General features: G+C 59.3%; 21 protein-coding genes and 1 pseudogene. 14 read left to right on the top strand and 8 right to left on the bottom strand.

What is annotated here, in order from left to right:
* Positions 1–78: 78 nt before the first annotated feature.
* Entirely contained in the window at positions 79–1,260 is a 1,182-nt protein-coding gene (locus tag N2601_RS21680) for a LysR family transcriptional regulator (RefSeq protein ID WP_260304852.1), read from the bottom strand.
* Entirely contained in the window at positions 1,257–2,168 is a 912-nt protein-coding gene (locus N2601_RS21685; protein ID WP_260304853.1) for an NAD(P)-dependent oxidoreductase, read from the bottom strand. The genes N2601_RS21680 and N2601_RS21685 overlap by 4 nt, the downstream gene beginning before the upstream one ends.
* 157 nt (positions 2,169–2,325) lie before the next feature.
* Here N2601_RS21685 and N2601_RS21690 point away from each other — a divergent pair, with 157 nt between their 5' ends.
* The 4 genes from N2601_RS21690 to N2601_RS21705 are packed head-to-tail and all read left to right on the top strand — an operon-like array spanning position 2,326 to position 5,770.
* On the top strand, positions 2,326–3,060 hold the full coding sequence (locus tag N2601_RS21690) for a PIG-L deacetylase family protein (protein WP_260304854.1): 735 nt from the start codon (positions 2,326–2,328) through the stop codon (positions 3,058–3,060).
* A 25-nt stretch (positions 3,061–3,085) separates the two neighbouring features.
* Positions 3,086–4,051: a VOC family protein gene (locus tag N2601_RS21695; RefSeq protein ID WP_260304855.1), complete on the top strand. Its 966-nt coding sequence runs from the start codon at positions 3,086–3,088 to the stop codon at positions 4,049–4,051.
* Positions 4,051–4,722 carry a 4-carboxy-4-hydroxy-2-oxoadipate aldolase/oxaloacetate decarboxylase gene (locus N2601_RS21700; RefSeq protein WP_260304856.1) on the top strand — a complete coding sequence of 224 codons (672 nt, stop codon included), beginning with the start codon at positions 4,051–4,053 and terminating at the stop codon, positions 4,720–4,722. The genes N2601_RS21695 and N2601_RS21700 overlap by 1 nt, the downstream gene beginning before the upstream one ends.
* Complete coding sequence (locus N2601_RS21705; protein ID WP_260304857.1) at positions 4,715–5,770, top strand: 4-oxalomesaconate tautomerase; 1,056 nt, start codon at positions 4,715–4,717, stop codon at positions 5,768–5,770. The genes N2601_RS21700 and N2601_RS21705 overlap by 8 nt, the downstream gene beginning before the upstream one ends.
* Before the next feature lie 284 nt (positions 5,771–6,054).
* Here the strand turns inward: N2601_RS21705 and N2601_RS21710 are convergent, their stop codons facing one another.
* Together N2601_RS21710 and N2601_RS21715 are read right to left on the bottom strand one after the other, a co-directional pair.
* Entirely contained in the window at positions 6,055–6,873 is an 819-nt protein-coding gene (locus N2601_RS21710; RefSeq protein ID WP_260304858.1) for an alpha/beta fold hydrolase, read from the bottom strand.
* A 115-nt stretch (positions 6,874–6,988) separates the two neighbouring features.
* Positions 6,989–7,165, bottom strand: coding sequence for a TetR family transcriptional regulator C-terminal domain-containing protein (locus tag N2601_RS21715; RefSeq protein ID WP_260304859.1), 177 nt, complete (start codon positions 7,163–7,165; stop codon positions 6,989–6,991).
* Between the two features lie 126 nt (positions 7,166–7,291).
* On the opposite strand from N2601_RS21715, the pseudogene N2601_RS21720 reads away from it, so the two are divergent.
* The 4 genes and pseudogenes from N2601_RS21720 (at position 7,292) to N2601_RS21735 (ending at position 12,113) form a co-directional block, all read left to right on the top strand.
* Positions 7,292–8,073: pseudogene (locus N2601_RS21720) on the top strand (IS5 family transposase).
* Between the two features lie 193 nt (positions 8,074–8,266).
* A complete protein-coding gene (locus tag N2601_RS21725; protein ID WP_104826415.1) occupies positions 8,267–9,196 on the top strand; it encodes a substrate-binding domain-containing protein in 930 nt (309 codons plus the stop codon).
* A 16-nt stretch (positions 9,197–9,212) separates the two neighbouring features.
* Positions 9,213–11,357 carry a methyl-accepting chemotaxis protein gene (locus N2601_RS21730; RefSeq protein WP_260304860.1) on the top strand — a complete coding sequence of 715 codons (2,145 nt, stop codon included), beginning with the start codon at positions 9,213–9,215 and terminating at the stop codon, positions 11,355–11,357.
* Positions 11,358–11,690: 333 nt separating this feature from the next.
* The gene (locus N2601_RS21735) at positions 11,691–12,113 is read left to right on the top strand and encodes a hypothetical protein (protein WP_260304861.1); all 423 of its coding nucleotides are present in this window, start codon (positions 11,691–11,693) and stop codon (positions 12,111–12,113) included.
* Positions 12,114–12,283: 170 nt separating this feature from the next.
* Here N2601_RS21735 and N2601_RS21740 read toward each other — a convergent pair whose 3' ends face one another.
* Together N2601_RS21740 and N2601_RS21745 are read right to left on the bottom strand one after the other, a co-directional pair.
* Positions 12,284–12,739: a hypothetical protein gene (locus N2601_RS21740; protein ID WP_260305292.1), complete on the bottom strand. Its 456-nt coding sequence runs from the start codon at positions 12,737–12,739 to the stop codon at positions 12,284–12,286.
* Between the two features lie 109 nt (positions 12,740–12,848).
* Positions 12,849–13,130 (bottom strand): hypothetical protein, encoded by a 282-nt coding sequence (locus tag N2601_RS21745; protein WP_104826418.1) that lies wholly within the window; start codon positions 13,128–13,130, stop codon positions 12,849–12,851.
* A gap of 311 nt (positions 13,131–13,441) precedes the next feature.
* Here N2601_RS21745 and N2601_RS21750 point away from each other — a divergent pair, with 311 nt between their 5' ends.
* The 4 genes from N2601_RS21750 (at position 13,442) to N2601_RS21765 (ending at position 15,288) form a co-directional block, all read left to right on the top strand.
* The gene (locus N2601_RS21750; protein ID WP_260304862.1) at positions 13,442–13,756 is read left to right on the top strand and encodes a PepSY domain-containing protein; all 315 of its coding nucleotides are present in this window, start codon (positions 13,442–13,444) and stop codon (positions 13,754–13,756) included.
* 40 nt (positions 13,757–13,796) lie between these two features.
* A complete protein-coding gene (locus N2601_RS21755; RefSeq protein ID WP_260304863.1) occupies positions 13,797–14,402 on the top strand; it encodes a general stress protein in 606 nt (201 codons plus the stop codon).
* Between the two features lie 368 nt (positions 14,403–14,770).
* Positions 14,771–14,986: a hypothetical protein gene (locus N2601_RS21760; RefSeq protein ID WP_260304864.1), complete on the top strand. Its 216-nt coding sequence runs from the start codon at positions 14,771–14,773 to the stop codon at positions 14,984–14,986.
* A 14-nt stretch (positions 14,987–15,000) separates the two neighbouring features.
* On the top strand, positions 15,001–15,288 hold the full coding sequence (locus N2601_RS21765; protein ID WP_260304865.1) for a hypothetical protein: 288 nt from the start codon (positions 15,001–15,003) through the stop codon (positions 15,286–15,288).
* 177 nt (positions 15,289–15,465) lie between these two features.
* Here the strand turns inward: N2601_RS21765 and N2601_RS21770 are convergent, their stop codons facing one another.
* Positions 15,466–16,689 carry a GGDEF domain-containing protein gene (locus N2601_RS21770; protein WP_445945033.1) on the bottom strand — a complete coding sequence of 408 codons (1,224 nt, stop codon included), beginning with the start codon at positions 16,687–16,689 and terminating at the stop codon, positions 15,466–15,468.
* 266 nt (positions 16,690–16,955) lie between these two features.
* Between N2601_RS21770 and N2601_RS21775 the strand changes: the two genes are divergently transcribed.
* Positions 16,956–17,138, top strand: coding sequence for a hypothetical protein (locus tag N2601_RS21775; protein WP_260304867.1), 183 nt, complete (start codon positions 16,956–16,958; stop codon positions 17,136–17,138).
* A gap of 5 nt (positions 17,139–17,143) precedes the next feature.
* Positions 17,144–17,917, top strand: a complete 774-nt coding sequence (xth, locus tag N2601_RS21780) for an exodeoxyribonuclease III (protein ID WP_260304868.1) — start codon at positions 17,144–17,146, stop codon at positions 17,915–17,917.
* Positions 17,918–17,967: 50 nt separating this feature from the next.
* Here xth and N2601_RS21785 read toward each other — a convergent pair whose 3' ends face one another.
* Positions 17,968–18,156, bottom strand: coding sequence for a hypothetical protein (locus N2601_RS21785; protein ID WP_260304869.1), 189 nt, complete (start codon positions 18,154–18,156; stop codon positions 17,968–17,970).
* Positions 18,157–18,378 lie beyond the last annotated feature (222 nt).

Consider the following 18,378-nt stretch of genomic DNA (forward strand, 5'->3'; position numbering starts at 1 on the left):
TAACGCGCAGGCGCGCGAGCATCAAAGAGGTTCACATGCCGCGCGGCATGTCTTGGAGGAAAGCGTCTTAAGGGAAGGCTATAGCCGGCTTTGTCTCGCTCCCGCTTCCTCACGGATGTCGTCGAGAAAGGCTGCCTGAGCGGCCGTGGGCAGCCATCCTTTGCGTATGGTGATGCCGATCGGCCGTTCGGTATGGGCGAGATCGAAGGGCAGGGATGCCATAAGGCCGCGCTCGATTTCCGCCGCCGCCTGGCCGCCGGAGATGAAGCCGAGATGGTCGCTCTGGTCGAGCAGCTCGCGCATGAGGATCAGCGAGCTGGACTCGACCACGCTTCTCGGTCCCTGCGATTGCCCTTGGAACAGGGCGTCGAAATGGGCTCTTATCGGCGTGCCGCTGGTTGCGACGACCCAAGAATAGGATGCCAGGTCGCCTATGCATATCGAGGATTTGCCGACGAGCGGATGGCTTTTGCCTGCGACGATCACCACGATGTCATTGAACAGCGTTTCCTGCTCGACATCGTCGATGGGAAGGGGATTGCGCATCGCTCCGATCAGGAAATCAATCTCGCCGCGCCGCAGCCCGCCGAGCAGTTCGGCGTAGACGCCCTCGACAATCTTGATCGGTAGCTTCGGCCGCTTCTTGCGAAACCGGGCGATCGCCGACGGGAGGATGAAGGAGCGCGACAGAGGCATGCCGCCCACGACGATCAGCCCGGACTCCTGCGCCCGGGCTTCGGCGAGATCCGCCTCTGCCTGATGCAATTCGGCGAAGGCGAGGCGGGTTGCCTGCGCCAGGTTCTGCGCCAGGCGCGTGGCAACCATCCCGTAGGACGTTCTCTCGAACAGGGGACGCGCGGCCTCCTTTTCGAGTTGGCTCACGGCGCGATGCACCGTCGGCTGCGCCACCCCAAGCCGCCGCGCCGCAAGCGTGAAATTCTCCAGCTCTCTGACGGCGACCAGGGCTTCGAGTTGCGCCGAAGTGGCCGTGACCTTGAGCCTGGAGGCAAGCTCGGTCAGCGCCGGATCGAGATAGGAGAAGGCGCGCCGTACGCGTAGAACCAGGAGCTTGCCCTCCTCGTTGATGAAGAGGCCATGCGGCGAGCGCGTGAACAACGCATATCCGAGCGTCTTTTCGATCTTGGATATGGCCTGCGTGACCGCCGGCTGGGATACGTAGCAGATCTCGGCCGCGCGTGTGACGGAGCCCGTTTCGACGACGGCCAGGAAAACGCGCAGGTGCCGCAGATTGTGCCTCATCGGATCGCCGCAGCCTCCTTGTCCCTTTCCTCATCCATCCGTTTGAGGATGCTGTCGGCTCGGCTTGCAAGGTCGTCGATATCTGCTGGGACGGAGAGTGCTGCGATCTCATCCTGCCAATCAGCGATGGCTGCCGACATCCTGTCCGGAAGCCCGAGATCACGGACCGTCGCGGCAACTTCCCGCATTTCGGCTGCCCGGCGTGCGCCATGCACCATCATTCGTTCGAGGTTGTAGGAACTGCGCTTGGCCCAATCTATGCCGGGATCGGAGGCCTGCAATGAAGCGATGACGGCGTTTTCCACGCCGGCACGACGAGCCGCGAGCATCGCTTCAGCCGTCAGAGCCTCCAGGCCCTTGATGATGACGGAACGCAGCATCTTGATCGAGGACGCTTGCCCCACCTTCTCGCCCGCAGGTTTCGGTTTCATCCCGAGATGCTCAAGTGCCTCGATAGCCGCTTCGGCATGGGGACCGGAAACCAAAAGTGGCGTCAGATGGCGGGCCGGATGCACGGGTGACATGATGGCGACATCGACATAACGGCCGCCTGCCGCTTCGATCGCCTCGGCTGCGATGATCTTGGCGGAGGGTGAGCAGGAATTGCAGTCGAAATAGAGCGCCCCGGCCTTGAGCCATTTTGCCGCCTCTCTTGCGGCAGGCAAAGCCTGATCGGCGGTGACGAGGCTGAAGATAATCTCGGCGTCAGAGAGTGATTGCCGGGCTTCATCTGCATGCCGGACGTTCAGTTCGGCGCAGGCCGCTACGATTTGGTCGGCACGATGCGGATCAGCGATCTTGACGTCATAGGCGGCAAGCATCGCGCCGTCAGGTCGCGTCCAGCCCGATGCGAATGCGCGTGCCGCTTCGCCGAATCCGATCATGCCGATCTTGAAGTGGTTCATCATCCATCCATCCCACGACCATTCTGTCAGTGCTGGCTTTAGATCAAGAAAGATCGCGTCGCTATTCGTTATAGCAAAAACTTATGGGCAAGGCTTCGAAAGAAAATTGGCAAGCAGCCGGTTCGGAGCGACATACGGTTTCGAAAAACAGGAGGTTTCCATGTCCGACAAGAAGACCGCGTTGGTGATCAGTGCCCATGCTGCAGATTTCGTCTGGCGCTGTGGAGGGGCGATCGCCCTGCATGCCGACAAGGGTTATGAGGTCACCGTCGTCTGCTTGTCCTTCGGCGAGCGAGGCGAGTCCGCCAAGCTCTGGAAACAGAAGGATATGACGCTCGATCGCGTCAAGGCTGCGCGGCGTGCCGAGTCGGAAAAGGCCGCGCAGGCGCTCGGCGTCAATGACCTGATCTGCTTCGACCTCGGCGACTATCCCCTGCGCATGACGGACGAGGACAAGTACCGCCTCGTCGACGTGATCCGCAAGGTGCAGCCCTCCTTCATGCTGAGCCACTCGCAATATGATCCCTACAATACCGACCATATGTATGCGACGCAGATCGCGCTCGAAACCCGCATGATCGCGCAGGCCTGGGGTCACAATCCCGGCGAAAGCGTCCTCGGTGCGCCGCAGCTCTATCTGTTCGAGCCGCATCAGACGGAGCAGATGGGTTGGAAGCCGGACGTGTTCCTCGACATCACCTCCGTCTGGGATAAGAAGCGGGCCGCCATCGAATGCATGGAAGGGCAGGAGCATCTGTGGGAGTTCTATACCCGCGTCGCCCAGAACCGTGCCAACCATTTCCAGCGCAATTCCGGCGGCCAATCCGGCGGCCGTGCGGCCCAATATGCGGAAGGCTTTCAGTCGGTGTTCCCGCGCACGGTCGACGAGCTCTAATGACACTCTCGGGAGGAGCCTGAAAATGGAACCCTGTTTCGACATCGCCCACCTCGGTCACGTCGAGATGTTCACCGACAAATACGACGAGAGCCTCGATTTCTTCGTCAATGTCTATGGATTGACCTTGGCGGGCGAGGACGAGAGTTCCGCCTATCTGCGTGGCTGGGACGATTACGAGTTCCATACGCTGAAACTGACGCGCCATGAGACGACCGGGATCGGGCACGTTGCCTACAGGGTCTCGTCGCCGGAAGCGCTTGAACGGCGCGTCAGGGCAATCGAGGCAAGCGGTTACGATGTGCTCGGCTGGGTGGACGGCGATATGGGCCATGGCAGGGCGTTCCGATTCAGGGATCCTTTCGGTCATATCTTCGAAATCTATTGGGAGACGGTCCGCTACGATCCGCCGCCGGAGGAGCGGCCGAAGCTCAAGAATCTCGCCCAGCGCTATCATGCGCGGGGCTGCCATCCGCGCCGTCTCGATCACCTGAACCTGCTCGCGGCGGACGTGTTCGAGTTCCGCAAGTTCATGGAGACCTGTCTCGGATCGCGCGTGACGGAAATGATCCAGCTCGACAATGGCCGCCTTGGCGGGTGCTGGTTCACGGTCAACAACAAAACCTATGACCTTGCCTGCACAGAAGAACACGGCGGCGGCGATGGGCGCCTGCACCACGTAACTTATGCGACCGACACGCGCGAAGAAATCCTGCGTGCGGCCGACATTTTCCTCGAAAACGGCATCCACATCGAGACCGGGCCTCACAAGCACGCGATCCAGGGGACTTTCTTCCTCTATGTCTGGGAACCGGCGGGCAACCGGGTCGAGCTCGCCAATTCGGGCGCACGGCTGATCCTCGCACCCGACTGGCAACCCGTCGTCTGGACCGAGGCCGAGCGAAAGAAGGGCCAGGCCTGGGGTCTGAAAACAATCGAAACTTTCCATACGCACGGGACACCACCCGCAAAGAAGCAAGGAGACCATTGATGGGAGTCGTCGTTCAGAACATCTCGCGCGCTGAACCTGACCTGATCGGAAGGCTTGCCAGGGCAGGGGTCGCGACGGTCCACGAGGCGCAGGGCCGAAAGGGAATGCTGGCAAGCTACATGCGGCCGATCTATTCCGGCGCGCAGGTTGCGGGATCGGCGGTGACGATTTCAGCGCCTCCCGGCGATAATTGGATGGTCCATGTGGCGATCGAGCAGCTCGGGGAAGGAGACATTCTTGTCCTTGCGCCGACGTCGCCTTGCGACAATGGTTATTTTGGCGATCTGCTCGCGACCTCGGCCATGGCGCGCGGCTGCCGCGGTCTTGTGATCGATGCAGGTGTTCGCGATGTGCGAGATCTGACGCAGATGGGCTTTCCCGTCTGGTCGAAGGCGGTCTCCGCCCAGGGGACCGTCAAGGAGACGGTCGGCTCGGTGAATGTACCCGTCGTCTGCGCCGGAGCCCATATCGAGGCCGGCGATGTCATCGTTGCCGATGATGACGGCGTCTGCGTTGTCAAGCGGGCCGAAGTGGCGGACGTGGTGGCAGCGGCGGAGAAGCGGCTTGCCAACGAAGAAGCCAAACGCAAGCGTCTGGCATCTGGTGAACTGGGCCTCGACATCTACGGCATGCGCGAGACGCTGGCGGCAAAGGGCCTCAAATATGTATGAGGAGGGCATCCCCTGCTTGTGGATGCGCGGCGGCACGTCGAAGGGCGCCTATTTTCTCGCCGAGCACCTGCCGACCGACAAGGCGGAACGCGACGATCTCCTGCTGAGGATCATGGGCTCGCCCGATCCGCGCCAGATCGACGGCATCGGCGGGGCTGACCCGCTAACGTCGAAGGTCGCCGTGCTCTCCGCATCCACACGCGAAGACGCGGATGTGGATTACCTCTTCCTGCAGGTCTTCGTCGATCAGGCGCTGGTGAGCGATGCGCAGGGATGCGGCAACATCCTTGCGGGTGTCGGTCCCGCCGCCATAGAGCGCGGTTTGGTGAAGCCGGCTGGGGATATTACTGAAGTTCGCATCCACATGCTCAACTCGGGCGAGGTCGCGGTCGCCAAGATCGAGACGCCGAACGGGCGGGTGAACTACGCGGGGACCGCCTCGATTGCGGGCGTGCCGGGCAAGCATGCCGCCGTTCCGCTGCTGTTTACGAACATTGCGGGAGCGATGTGCGGCGCATTGCTGCCGACAGGCAACGAGATCGATATCATCGATGGCGTCGAAGCAACTCTCATCGACAACGGCATGCCCTGTGTGATCATGCGGGCGTCCGACTTCGGCCTGACGGGACAAGAAAATCGCGAGGAGCTTGAGGCGAAGGCCGAGGTCAAATCGCGGATCGAGGCAATCCGCCTCAAGAGCGGGCCGATGATGAAACTCGGCGAGGTCACCACCGCATCCGTTCCGAAAATGATCCTGGTCTCTTTGCCAGAAAATGGCGGCGCCATCTCCACGCGCAGTTTCATCCCACACCGCGTCCATGCGTCCGTCGGTGTGCTTGCGGCGGTGACGGTCGCGACGGCCACACGCCTGAAGAATAGCACGGCGGGAAAAATGGTGAACGCGCCGGCAGACGGTCGCTACGAGATCGAGCATCCGACGGGAAGCATGGAGGTGTTCCTGGATCTGGACAGTCAGGGAGAGATAAAGGGAGCGGGCACGATCCGTACTGCGCGAAAGCTGTTCGACGGCAGGGTTTTTCCGCACTGAGGGCGCTCACCTAGGCGGTGTGGACAAATTCCTTATGCCACGATTGCCCTTCAAGCGCCCTCGCGCAGGCAGAGAGCGAGGCGCGAAGCCTACCGCGGGGTGGAACTCCGTCAAGGCCGAGCAACGCTGCCAGGGCCGCCGCTTCGCCAGGGGCCCTGGCCGACGAATTTTCGAGGAGGGTTTGAGCTTGTTGTTCGTTCCTTCGTCACGACGCCAAAAACCGACCCCTCCTCAATTCACAACCCGAAACGTTCACCATAGACGATAATGGATAAGAGATGTCGTCAAGACCTTATGAACGAGAGCAGGTCGGGGTTGAGGACATCCGCATGTGTGGTTAGCATGCCATGGGGGTAGCCGGCATAAGTTTTCAGCGACCCGTTCTTAAGCAGGTCGACCGCACGCGGCACCGAACTTGCGAATGGGACGACTTGATCCGCCTCGCCATGCATCACCAGCACCGGCACGGTGATCTTCTTGAGGTCTTCGGTATAATCTTCGAGCCAAGAGTCGACGGTCGCGTAGTGAGCGAGAGCACCGCCGGCCATGCCTTGGCGCCACCAGTTCGCGATGATTGCCTCCGAAGGCTCGGCCCCATCGAGGTTGTAGCCATAGAACGGGTTCTCAGGGACGAAACGGTAGAATTCCGACCGGTTGCCCAGCACGCCTGCCCGGATCGCTTCGAACCACTCCGGCGGCTGACCGGACGGGTTGTCCTCGCTCCGGTACATGTTCGGCGTCAGTGAGGCGACCAGCACCGCTTTCGAGACGCGCTCCTGGTGGCGAGCGACATAGCGAGCCACCTCACCGCCACCTGTCGAGTGCCCGATATGGATCGCGTCGCGCAGGTTGAGGTGTTCCGTCAGGGCCGCGAGGTCGGCAACCCAGTGGTCCATGTCGTTGCCGGTGCTGGGCTGGTCGGACCGGCCATGGCCGCGCCGGTCGTGGGCGATCACCCGATACCCGTGACGAAGGAAGAATGTCATTTGGGCATCCCAGTCGTCCGCTGTCAGCGGCCAACCGTGGCTGAAAACGATCGGCTGACCTGACCCCCAATCCTTGTAGAAGATGTTTACGCCATCTGTAGTAGTGATCGTGGACATTGTTCGGTTCCTTTAGATCAGCCGCGGACAGACGTCATCACTCACTGGCGCGGCGTTCCAGCGAGAAACTTGTGAAATAAATATGACCGGTCGTATATTTACTGGTCAGAATCGTTCAGGCCACAAGGGCGGACAAAACGAAACCTTTAAAGCTGTCGAACGGCGACCGGCTACGTTCGACCTTGGCACGCGTGACTGCGCCTTCGAACGCGTCGATCAACGCGGCGGCAACCCCCAGATCCTTTCCAGCCGGCAATTCACCCTGGGCCTGGGAGAATGCGCCCATGACCATCAGATTGGCTATCGGAAATCCTCGCCCGAGAAGGCAAGGCTCTCTTTTCCGATCATCTTTTCCTCATCGCTTGACAGTTGACGTAGCGCGGACTGGTTGATTCAAGCCTGCTTTTTGGAGGCAGGCTTGAGCCGGGGCGATCTCACCGGGGCGGAATGGCGCATCCTGAAGGATTTGCTGCCCATCGAACGTAAGAACCGGGGTCCAGGCCGACCTCCCGAACAGAACCGTTCGATCATTAACGGCATACTCTGGCGGCTGCGGTGCGGTGCTCCGTGGCGCGATGTGCCGCCCAAATATGGGAGCTGGAACACCATCTACCGCCGGTTCCTGCGATGGAGCGAGGCCGCGGTCTGGGAGATCGTGGCGGTGACGCTGGCCGAGATCATGGCGGACAGTGGTCACTACAGCATCGACAGCACCACCGTCCGCGCCCACGTTTCGGCAGCAGGCGGAAAAGGGGGGCTCATCGACGCGCTCTTGGCCGCTCGCGGGGTGGGTTCACCAGTAAACTTCACTGCCTGGCTGACGCCCTCGGGCGACCGCTTGCGTTCCACCTGACGGGCGGCGAAGCCGCAGACTGCAAGGCGTATGAAGCCCTGATTGCCTTGCCAGAGCGGGCACCGGATGCCCTGCTTGCTGACAAGGGTTACGATGCTGACGCTATCCGTGCTGACCTTGCGAAACGGAACATCAATCCCGTCATCCCCGGTCGCTCAAACCGCCAGGTGAAGATTGAGCATGACCGCACGCTCTACAAGGGGCGCAACCGCATCGAGCGCATGTTCGGCCGCCTCGAGATCAACCGGGCCATCGCAACCCGCTACGACCAACTGGCCAGCAGCTTCCTCGGCATGGTCCACCTCGCCACTGCCAGATACTGGCTCAAATTTGTCCACGTCGCCTAGGATGAGCTAATGGGTGGCGTTTTTGAGTGGAATATTATTTAGTCATAGTGAAATTAGGTCTTCTTGAGGGAGATATATTCAAGAAGCCGCGCTTGCCCTGAGGATGTTCTTAAAATCATTGGTTATCATAAAGTAAAATTTAACTAAAAACTCATTACAAGTCCTCAGTTTGGTGAACGCCCTGGGGTGGATAATGAGGAAAACCATATTTGCTGCTTTCGTGATGGCGATGTGCGCCTCCACTGCGAGCGCACAAACGATCGGCGTAGCAATGTCCGATCTGGATAAATTCCGGGCGATGGTGCTGAACGGCGTCCTTTCGCATGGAAAAACGATTTCCGGGCTGAAGCTGGTCTCGCAAAATGCCAAGGGCGACAACGAGCTTCAGAAGAAGCAGGTCCAACAGATGATCGCCGATAAGGTCGACGCCATCATCATTGCCGTCTCCGACGGCGACCTCGGACCGCAGATGACCAAGCTTGCGGCCGACGCCCATATTCCGCTGATCTACATCAATAACGTTCCCTCGAATCTCTCCGACTTGCCGGAAAATCAGGTTGTCGTCGCGTCCGACGAAGCGGAATCGGGAACGTTGGAAACCAAGCAGGTCTGCTCTCTCCTGCAGGGCAAGGGACGTGTCGTGGTGTTGATGGGCGAGCCCTTCCACCAAGCCGCCCGCGCCCGCACTCAGGATATCGACAACGTCATTGCCACGCCCGAATGCAAAGGCCTGCAGGTTGTCGAGCGGCAAGCCGCCTATTGGTCGCGGGATTATGCCGATCAGCAGATGCAGGAATGGCTAACGGCCGGGGTGAAGTTCGACGCGGTTATCGCCAATAACGACGAGATGGCGCTCGGCGCGATCCGGGCCATGAAGCGGAATGGCATGTCGATGAAAGATGTCATTGTTGCAGGCGTCGATGCAACCGACGACGCCCTCGCCGCGATGGAGGCGGGCGATCTCGATGTGACGATCCTTCAAAGTGCGGTCGGACAGGGCGCGACGGCAGTCGATGCGGCAATCAAGCTCATCAATGGCCAGCAAGTGCCGCGCGTCAACAACGTGCCGTTCGAACTCGTCACGCCCCAGAATATCGCCCAATACCAGCCGAAGAGCCAGTGAGCAAAAGAGGATTATGATGTTGCGCTTTTGGAATAAACTCGGCATCCGCGCACAGATTACGGCCGGTTTCCTGCCGCTGATCCTGCTCATGAGCTTGCTGTCGGTCAACGCAATTTCCGGTATGGGCGGACTTTCGTCCATCTTCTCCTCTTATCGCGGTACTGCGGGTCAGAGCCTTGCCATTTCGGATCACAGCAACCAGCTCCACGAAATCCAGATGTCGGTGGAAGCTTTCAGATCCAACCCGACACAGGAAATCGTGGACCGCTTCCGCGCAGGGGTTAAGGCATTTGCCGCTGAAGACCAACGCTTTGCCGGCAACAGTTCTCTGGAGACAGGCATGGCGACCATCCGCCAGGATGTTGACGCCTATGGCAAGGCTTTCGAGCAGGTCGTAACCCTTCACGCCCGGCGCGAGGCCCTGATCGCCAAGGTCACCGAGTTCGGTCCTTGGACCAGCATTGCGCTCAATGACGTGATGCGCAGTGCATGGAGGCAGAACGATGTGACGCTGCTGCATATGACCGGCGCGACGCTCGAAGCCTTGAACCGTAGCCTCTATTTCTCCGAGCGTTTTATCCACTCAGGCGATCTGGCGTCCTACGACATTGCCCAGGCGGCGCTGAACGACGCCATGGCTTTGAACGACGACGCCGCCAAGGCTGCAAAAAATGAACTGCAGCACAAACGTATTCTCGGTGCCGGTCGGCTCATGCAGAACTATACAGGCCGCCTTGGCGACGTCAGGGACGTGATGCTGGCGACCAATAAGATCCGCGATAGCGAACTTAATGTTCTGGCGCCGAAAATCGCCACCGGCTTCCGAGATCTGCAGGCGACGGTCATGGATGCACAGAAGGCTCTCGACGGTTCGGTCGATACCACAGTTGCGTCCGCGACCCGCTCGACGCTGGTAATCAGCGGGCTTCTGATCGTGATCGGTCTCGTACTGGCCTATTTCATCGGGCGACTGATTTCCTCTGCTGTCCGCAAGATGGCGTGGACGATGGAGCGCCTTGCCCGTGGCGACGACACAATGACGATCGAAGGTACTGAACATCGTCACGAGCTCGGCGCCATGGCACGTTCGCTGAAGGTCTTCCAAGAGACCGGACATGCCAAGGTCGTCGCGGAAGCCAATGCCGAGCGCGCTCGGCTTGCGGCCGAAGAAGAACGCCTGCGCCAGGAAGCCGAGCGGCTTTCGGATGCCCAGGTGATGGAACATGCCTTCCAGCAGATCTCTCTCGGTCTCGATGCGCTCTCGAAGGGTGACCTTACAGTGCGCGTCGGTGAGGTTGACCGCCGCTATGTCCGCATTCGGGATCATTTCAACAGCGCCGTCTCCAGCCTGGAGGAGGCGGTGGACTCCGTCATCCGCGCTGTCGGCACGATCAGGTCGGGGCTCACGGAAATCTCCTCCGCATCCCACGATCTTGCCCGTCGTACGGAACAGCAAGCCGCTTCGATTGAGGAAACGGTCGCGGCGTTGGGCGATGTGACACGGGGCGTCAACGGCACGGCGGAAGGGGCAAGTCATGCCCAGAGCGCCGTTGCGACCGCCCGTGCCAATGCGGAAAACGGCGGCGCGATCGTCGCCCGCGCGATTGACGCGATGACGGAGATTCAAAATTCTTCGTCCAAGATCGGCAATATTATCGGCGTTATCGATGAAATCGCCTTCCAGACCAACCTGCTTGCCCTCAATGCCGGCGTGGAAGCAGCGCGTGCGGGAGAGGCAGGTAAGGGCTTTGCTGTCGTCGCCCAAGAGGTGCGTGAACTCGCGCAACGGTCGGCCAGTGCAGCGAGAGAGATCAAGGAACTGATCTCCACCTCTTCCGCCCAAGTCACGACCGGTGTGCAGCTTGTCGGGGAATCCGGCACTTCGCTCGAACAAATCGTCGAGCAGGTCATTGCCATGAGCTCAACCGTCGCCCAGATCGCCGTTGCGGCTCGTGAGCAGGCGGCAAGCTTGAGAGAAGTCTCGGCTGCCGGAGATCAAATGGATAAGGTCACCCAGCAAAACGCAGCCATGGTGGAAGAGACGACCGCAGCCGCCCAGAGCCTGACCCAGGAGACCGAGAACCTTGCCGATCTCGTGCAACGGTTCAGGACGCGCAGTGCGGCTCAATCCACGCACCGCCTCTATGCAATGGCGTCTTAACGCTTAGGCAAAACAACTGCGAATTATCTGAGCCCGCCGCGTGCTACAAGCGCGGCGGGCTCAAGCTCCGGTGACCCGCGCTAACACCTTGAGCTGCGGCCACGAAGACCGCAGCTTATAAATGAATATCCGTGAGCTAAGTTCCCTGCGATCAACGCTCGGCGGACGGCACAATCGACATATTGTCTCCCTTATTCGTCGCGAGTGGCCGGGCTGCCCAGCGCGTTTTTATGCATCCTTTTGAATCGTCGCGCGTTCTCCTGTGATCCAGCAAAGCCGTATGAGGGCGATGCTTGCGACCATTGTGATACCTTTTCTATGAAGGAGCCCGAGATGAACGCTTCTAGGCAGCCGGAAGGCTTTAGCACGGATGCCGAGTTGCAGGCGCATCTCGCCGCGCTCGAAGCTGATGCGCCGGCGGAAGAGGGGTTTCAAGACTCCATCGACGATATGGGTGCCGAACGCCAGCGCCTTGATGCCCTCAAAAGCGATATCGCCGATGTCAGAGACGAGATCAAAAATCTGCGTGAGCGCTTGGCCGCCGTTGCCCAGCAGGCGACAACCGTTGTCAGAACGAACCTCGATTGGGCAGATGCGAGCGCCCACGCCCAGCTCGGCGCCTATCCATGGGCAAAACTTGCAGGTGCGATGGCAATGACCTTTGTCTCCGTTCGCTTGTTGAAACGATTGCCGCTCGGAAGGATCGCAGGTGTTGCGATCCCGCTGATCATGAGTTGGCCTGACGAAAAGTCGTAACAGCGCTCGATTGGAGCGTCGCGCGGTTCTGCAATATTGTGCGCGAACATAAGCAACTGCCACCGCTCGCGCTTTCGATATGCGGAGTTTTGTCGCAACTGTAGGCTTCAGAAACTCAGCCCCCAGCCGGAAACCACCGCCACCGGCTATCCTATCCGCTTTTGCCGCTTTCACTCCCGATGAGAGCTGAGCGCATAAATATATGCCACCACCGCGGCGGCGCCGATGGCTAGAAGAGGTCGTTCCCTTACGCGTTCTCGAAAATTGTCGAGCATGCTTCCCGCCGTTGACGGGGTGTCCGCCTCGGGGTCGCGCCAGGACCTCTCGTGAGAGAAAAGTCCCTGCCGCCCGTCGCCACTTCGCCTCTGGCCGAAGCGAACTTGGTCGTCAGTCAGCCGACCGTCGGGATTGGCCGAGAAATCGGCTTGACGTTTCACCCGCTGGGCCTCCTCCGCATCAGCGCGGCCTGATGGAATGTCGCTGTGGGTAACAGACACCGGGTCCGAAGCCGGAAAGGTATCCTCGAGACCTTGTTGGAGCTGACCCTTGCTGGCCCTTCGCCGCTGCGCGGCCTGTTCCCGCTTCATGGATTCCACTGCAGGGGATGTTTTCGAGTTGTCTGGCATGACTTGCTCTCCTTCAAGAACGGCCGAGGCCAGCAGCACGACGCCGCCGAGAGACCCCGCACCCGCCGGGCAAACGACATTGCATTCATCATCTCCTCGCCGTGGGCGGTCAGTGTTTCGTCTCCGACCCATCGACCGGTGGATACGGTTGACCCGGATCGAAATTGCCATTGCTCAGCGCATCATAGGCGTTGAGGCTTCCGCCGCCGTCCCGCGTGCCGAATGCAGTGAGCTGAACCATCATCACCTTGGCTTGATCGATCGCTGCAATATCATCCATCTGCACGCCGCCGCTGTTGATCTGAACGGAAACGGCTTCGCCTCCCTCGCCGGAGAACTGGACCTTCAGCATGTTTCCTTCGCGGATGACCTTGGTGTCCGTGAGATGCATTTTTGTGCTCCTTGCCATGAGAACACAACTCGGCTGACGGCTCGCGGTTCCCTGGCCTTTTGGATATGATCGGGGAGATCATGGGCGCAGCGGCGGTCTATGATACCGCCCCGCTGAAACGCGAGTTCCGGGAAATGAAATCCCGACCACGCGCTGAATCCACCAGGGCAAAAGACATCATTCCTAAGCTCCTTTCCTTTTTGGGAGGGATTGAGCCTCCGGCAGATTCTTCGGTCGCCCCCGGGAACATACATTCTCTCAACCGATTAGGTCTGCGCCCCCAATTCAGAGGAACGACAGCGAGGAATCCAATGAGGAAAATTTTACTAATGTCGACCGCTCTTCTCATGGCCGCTTCGGCAGGCTTTGCACAAAGCCAGAAGCCGACGACCACGCAGGAGACGCCTGCGGTCGCGACACCAGACACAAAGAACCCCGGGGCGCCGGTACAAGGCAAGAACAGCTTCACCGAAGGCCAGGCTAAATCGCGAATGGAAGAGGCCGGCTATACCAACATCACCAACCTGCAGCTCGATGATCAAGGTGTGTGGCGAGCATCCGCGATGAAGGGCTCGAAGACAGTCCAGGTTGCGCTGGATTACCAGGGCAACATCGTCACGAAGTGAATGGCCGTCGCAATCAAGAACACGAAGGAAGGAATATCTCATGGCAACTGTAGCTGGACTTTTTGATCACCATGACGATGCCAAACGTGCCGTTGAGCAGTTGGAAGACGCCGGCATCTCGTCGGACAATATCAGCATTGTCAGCAGGACCGTCGAGGGCCGCAAGGTCGAGGAGCAAGGCAACAGAGCCGCCGAAGGCGCGGGCACCGGAGCAGGTATTGGCGCGGTGGCCGGTGGAGCGGGCGGCCTGCTGGCTGGGCTTGGAATGCTCGCCATCCCTGGTGTCGGCCCCGTCGTGGCCGCAGGTTGGCTTGTCGCCGCTCTGGCCGGCGCGGCAGGCGGTGCCGTCGTCGGCGGCGCGGCCGGTGGCATTGTTGGTGCTTTGATAAAGTCCGGAGTGCCGGAGGAGGATGCGAATGTCTATGCGGAGAGTGTTCGACGCGGCGCTTCGCTCGTCGTAGCGCGTGTTGACGGCGAGGAGATCGCCATCGCAAACCGGATCCTTGAACGTCTGCCGCGCGTTAGTCTCAGCGAGCGTCGGGCACTTTATGCAGGGCAGGGATGGCAGCGTTTTGACGATACGCTCGATCCTTATGTCGACGCGGACGTTGACACACGTCCCTATACGTCTTCGCCACGCAGCTAGTGTCGCATCGGCACTGAGCCGGCCTTCGTTGCCGGCTCAGTGCACCAGCGCCATGCTCAGCTTCTGCGTGTTCGAAGCCTTCGAGTTTTCAAAAGGTGGCCGCTGAAAGGGCAAGAAGAGCCGATCGTCATCCTCCATGACATCCCCAGTGTGCAGAATTTTCCCCATGTAAGCATTCGCCTACGTTTTCTATTGATAGAACGTGCCCCCCCAACAAGGAGTGCATTCAATCGAGGTGAGCGTCGGGCGGCTCTGCTCGGGTGAGCGTTCCTTTGTCGAGGAATGATGCCCCCTATGTCAAAGTTAATTGGCGAACCGGATTTTATGCCTACTGTCTGAAGGCGGTGTGACCTTTGTAGGAGGATGAGATGGTTCAGGCATTTGGCCGCCGGACGCCGCCGCTTTATCCGGAAGACGTTATGATGATGCAAACGCTCCTAAGAGATTATTGCGAGGACCGGTGTTGCGAAAACGCGAGCGACGAAGCTCAGGAGGCGGCGCGAGAGCTGGTCTATTGGTTTCAGATCGGTGTGACAAAGCAAAGCCAGCTCCGTGAGCTGCTGTATTCGCGGGCATGGAGCTAGCCGGGAGAGACGGTATGACCGACAGTTTGGCCGGTGCGGATAATGATTGTAATCCGCACTTTGAATATTCTCCCCTGTCCCGGCCGTTTATTGTCGACGGGACAAGCGTGATCGTGGAAATTTTTCGACCGTTTGGTGAGGACTGCGGATGGAACCTCCAGGTCGTCGATGAAGGACTCGATATCACGGTTTGGATGGACGTGTTCGACACCGACGCGGAGGCGTTTGAACAATTCCTTCAGACGGTCGAACTCGAAGGTATCGAGTCCTTCGCTGCGACATCCGTCAAACCTTTGCACTGACGCGACGTTTGTGTACCGCATCCGGTAGGTTTGTCAGCTCTGAGGCTTGCTTGCCTTGCCTCCTCGTCTTGCCAGCAGGTTTGCGACCACGAGCAGGACAATCGACAGCAGCATCATCAGTGTCGCAGCAGCGGTGATCGTCCGCACGCCGGACGTGTTGCCACAAGTAACTGCAGCTCATGCGTTCGGCGAGCTTGGCTTGTAAAGCACCACTCGGTTTCGACCGGATTGCTTGGCGAGGTAAAGAGCCTCATCAGCCTGGTTCTGAAGCTGCTCCGGTGAGACGGCGCCGACGTTCGGCACGTGGACTACCCCAATGCTGACGGTGACGCATGGCGACATTCCGGATGCAGGGTTCGGGAGGGAGGCAGTTTCGACCCCTTCCCGAATTCGTTCGGCAACTGCAATTGCCTCTTCCTCATTTACGCCCGGAAGCACAATGAGAAACTCTTCGCCGCCGTAACGTGAAACACGGTCGCGATTTTTTCTCATGCTGCTTTGAATGATGCCGGCAACCTTTACTAGGCAGCGGTCCCCCTCGCCATGGCCGAGACTATCGTTCAGCAGCTTGAAATGATCGATGTCGCACATCAGCATGGCAATCCCCTCTGCGCGCGGGCTGTCCCCACTCCAGAGACGATTGAGCATTTCCATCATCCATCGTCGGTTGGCGATGCCGGTGAGGGGATCTGTTCTCGCAAGAAGTTCGAGCCGAGCATTCGCATCGGCCAATTCCGCCACTCGGCTCTTGTCTCGCAACTCAAGAAGGAAGGTCTTCTGCGCCAAAATCGTCATGGTGCGCCGGGCTACGACCGTTGCGACGATGCCGCTGGCGAAGAACAGCGTGGCCGCCTCCAAGCTTCCCAATTCGACACCCGGGTTCCGCATTTGGAAAAACAGATAGAGACCAAGCGCCATGACTGCGATCATCGTCGTCCACGCCAGCGGTATGCCAAAGATGATGATCGCGGTAATGGCCACGAACAGCATGATGTTCAAATGTCGTTCGTAAAACTCGCCTCCCGCATTCACGCCCACCAGCGCTACTGACAGGAGGATAAGGAACATGCCTGCGATCAGGACAATCCTTTGGAGCTGGAAAGCGCGCGGTATTTTCCAGATAAAGGCCGTGGTCAACGCGGCCGGAGGAAGGATGCAGGCCGGCGGAAGCATCGCCATCGCTATCGCCTTTGGAAGCAGGATTGCGTTGAGGCCCCATGTCAGCACGTCGATCAAAGCGACCCAAATCATCCAGGAGCGAATGATCTTGGCCGTTCGAAGCCAGGAGCGTTCTTGATAGAGGCGATAAAGCTCGCCCTTTAGGCGAATATCACGGGTACGCCCCTTCAGAAGGCGTTCCACCTCATCCATGATATTAGGGTTTTGCGCCTGGAGTGGCATCTGGGTGGGCGCGTCAGAACTCACCGAAACTTTGTTCTCCTCAACATCCATCCTAACCCACATAGCGGAGCATTTCTTACAGGCAAGAATGAGAAGGCCAGACCGAGAATAGGCCCATCACTTTGCCACTCGAGCTATAGACCATCGAGCAAGGGCATGTTTTGACCTATGTCTTGTTCCGGTCGGAGACGGATCACGCCGGCGCCTGCATCTTTTTCCCAGCGCATGCGTTCTGCAGATGCAGCGATCTGAATAGGACTCACCTCATGAGCAAGCGTGAACTCATCGACACCGGCACCGACAAGCGTTACGTCCGCCGAAACGAAAAGGGTCAATTCAAGGAGAGTGCCGACGTTGGTCGATCGCTGTCGGCAGATCGCCGTCATCAGGCCAAGCAGGAAGCCAAGCCCGGTGAAGGCGATCGCGGCGACCGCAAGTCGAAGCGCTGACGTCGGTGAAGCTCGCAAGTTTCAATGTCAACGGCATCAACGGCCGCCTCGACATTCTCCTGCATTGGCTGGCGGAGGCCTCTCCGGATGTGGTCTGCCTGCAGGAACTGAAGGCGCCGGATGAAAAGTTTCCTCACCGCGCGCTTGAAAGAGCCGGATATGGGGCGATCTGGAATGGCCAGAAAAGCTGGAACGGCGTTGCGATTTTGGCGAAGGGACACGAGCCGATCGAGACGCGCCGTGAGCTTCCAGGCAATTTGGACGATACGCACAGCCGCTATATCGAGGCGGCGGTCAACGGGATGCTCATCGGATGCCTTTATCTTCCGAACGGCAATCCGGCGCCCGGACCTAAGTTCGATTACAAGCTGCGCTGGTTCCGGCGTCTCATTGCCCATGCGGAAGAGTTGCTTGCATTGGAGGTCCCCGTTGCGCTCGTCGGCGACTTCAACGTCATGCCAACCGATCTCGATGTCTATGCGCCTGAGCGCTGGCGCGATGATGCGTTGTTTCGACCGGAAGTGAGGGCAGCTTACCGGGATCTTGTTGCTCAAGGATGGACTGATGCATTGCGCCATCTTTACCCGGATCGGCGCATCTACACTTTCTGGAAATATTTCCGCAACGCCTTTGCACGAGATGCGGGCTTGCGCATAGACCATGTCCTGCTCAGCCCCGTATTGGCAGATGACCTCATTCGGGCAGGTGTCGACAAGTCGATCCGCGCTCTGCCTCATGCAAGCGATCACGCCCCGGTCTGGATCGAACTTAGAGACTGAATTTCTCCAGAGAGCGCAACCCAAGGACTTTGCGAAGCGGCCAGCGCTGTTTACGCCGCTCCGGACGGATCGCCCGTTGGCAACAGTGCTGGATCAAGCGGCGGATCGTTCGGATTTTTACTATCTTCCGGATCCTTTGCTGGCGTCACTGGCGGCTTCTCCTGGGTGCGATCAGACACTCCAGGCGATGGATTGGGATCACGAGGCGTCTCGTCGGATTTCGGTGCATTTGTCGGCATATTCGTTCTCCTTTTTAGGCGGGAGAACGGCATGAACTTCTGATCTGCCGTTCAAACCTCTCTGACAGAAGAACGTTCCACGAGGCTATTCGCTCCGTCGTCAGGACCAGGCGGATGGGTCCTCCTTGGTCAGAGATCATCGGGTCTGTCTGCGGGAACAATCTGGGTGGCTATGCCCATTGTCAGTTTCATCCGGTCGCCTGCTTTCAAAGCGGAATTAAC

Origin of the sequence: Rhizobium sp. CB3060 (assembly GCF_025200735.1) — a bacterium.
Taxonomy (GTDB): Bacteria; Pseudomonadota; Alphaproteobacteria; order Rhizobiales; family Rhizobiaceae; genus Rhizobium.

Bases quoted from the DNA above. Each gene is read 5' to 3' on its own strand.
- N2601_RS21750 (WP_260304862.1), top strand. From the start codon at position 13,442: ATGAGGAAAATTTTACTAATGTCGACCGCTCTTCTCATGGCCGCTTCG.
- N2601_RS21695 (WP_260304855.1), top strand. From the start codon at position 3,086: ATGGAACCCTGTTTCGACATCGCCCACCTCGGTCACGTCGAGATGTTC.
- N2601_RS21735 (WP_260304861.1), top strand. From the start codon at position 11,691: ATGAACGCTTCTAGGCAGCCGGAAGGCTTTAGCACGGATGCCGAGTTG.
- N2601_RS21745 (WP_104826418.1), bottom strand. From the start codon at position 13,130: ATGCATCTCACGGACACCAAGGTCATCCGCGAAGGAAACATGCTGAAG.
- N2601_RS21690 (WP_260304854.1), top strand. From the start codon at position 2,326: ATGTCCGACAAGAAGACCGCGTTGGTGATCAGTGCCCATGCTGCAGAT.
- N2601_RS21740 (WP_260305292.1), bottom strand. From the start codon at position 12,739: ATGCCAGACAACTCGAAAACATCCCCTGCAGTGGAATCCATGAAGCGG.
- N2601_RS21710 (WP_260304858.1), bottom strand. From the start codon at position 6,873: ATGTCCACGATCACTACTACAGATGGCGTAAACATCTTCTACAAGGAT.
- N2601_RS21760 (WP_260304864.1), top strand. From the start codon at position 14,771: ATGGTTCAGGCATTTGGCCGCCGGACGCCGCCGCTTTATCCGGAAGAC.
- N2601_RS21730 (WP_260304860.1), top strand. From the start codon at position 9,213: ATGTTGCGCTTTTGGAATAAACTCGGCATCCGCGCACAGATTACGGCC.
- N2601_RS21685 (WP_260304853.1), bottom strand. From the start codon at position 2,168: ATGATGAACCACTTCAAGATCGGCATGATCGGATTCGGCGAAGCGGCA.
- N2601_RS21700 (WP_260304856.1), top strand. From the start codon at position 4,051: ATGGGAGTCGTCGTTCAGAACATCTCGCGCGCTGAACCTGACCTGATC.
- N2601_RS21715 (WP_260304859.1), bottom strand. From the start codon at position 7,165: ATGGTCATGGGCGCATTCTCCCAGGCCCAGGGTGAATTGCCGGCTGGA.
- N2601_RS21755 (WP_260304863.1), top strand. From the start codon at position 13,797: ATGGCAACTGTAGCTGGACTTTTTGATCACCATGACGATGCCAAACGT.
- N2601_RS21765 (WP_260304865.1), top strand. From the start codon at position 15,001: ATGACCGACAGTTTGGCCGGTGCGGATAATGATTGTAATCCGCACTTT.
- N2601_RS21680 (WP_260304852.1), bottom strand. From the start codon at position 1,260: ATGAGGCACAATCTGCGGCACCTGCGCGTTTTCCTGGCCGTCGTCGAA.
- N2601_RS21785 (WP_260304869.1), bottom strand. From the start codon at position 18,156: ATGCCGACAAATGCACCGAAATCCGACGAGACGCCTCGTGATCCCAAT.
- N2601_RS21770 (WP_445945033.1), bottom strand. From the start codon at position 16,689: ATGCCACTCCAGGCGCAAAACCCTAATATCATGGATGAGGTGGAACGC.
- N2601_RS21775 (WP_260304867.1), top strand. From the start codon at position 16,956: ATGAGCAAGCGTGAACTCATCGACACCGGCACCGACAAGCGTTACGTC.
- N2601_RS21705 (WP_260304857.1), top strand. From the start codon at position 4,715: ATGTATGAGGAGGGCATCCCCTGCTTGTGGATGCGCGGCGGCACGTCG.
- N2601_RS21725 (WP_104826415.1), top strand. From the start codon at position 8,267: ATGAGGAAAACCATATTTGCTGCTTTCGTGATGGCGATGTGCGCCTCC.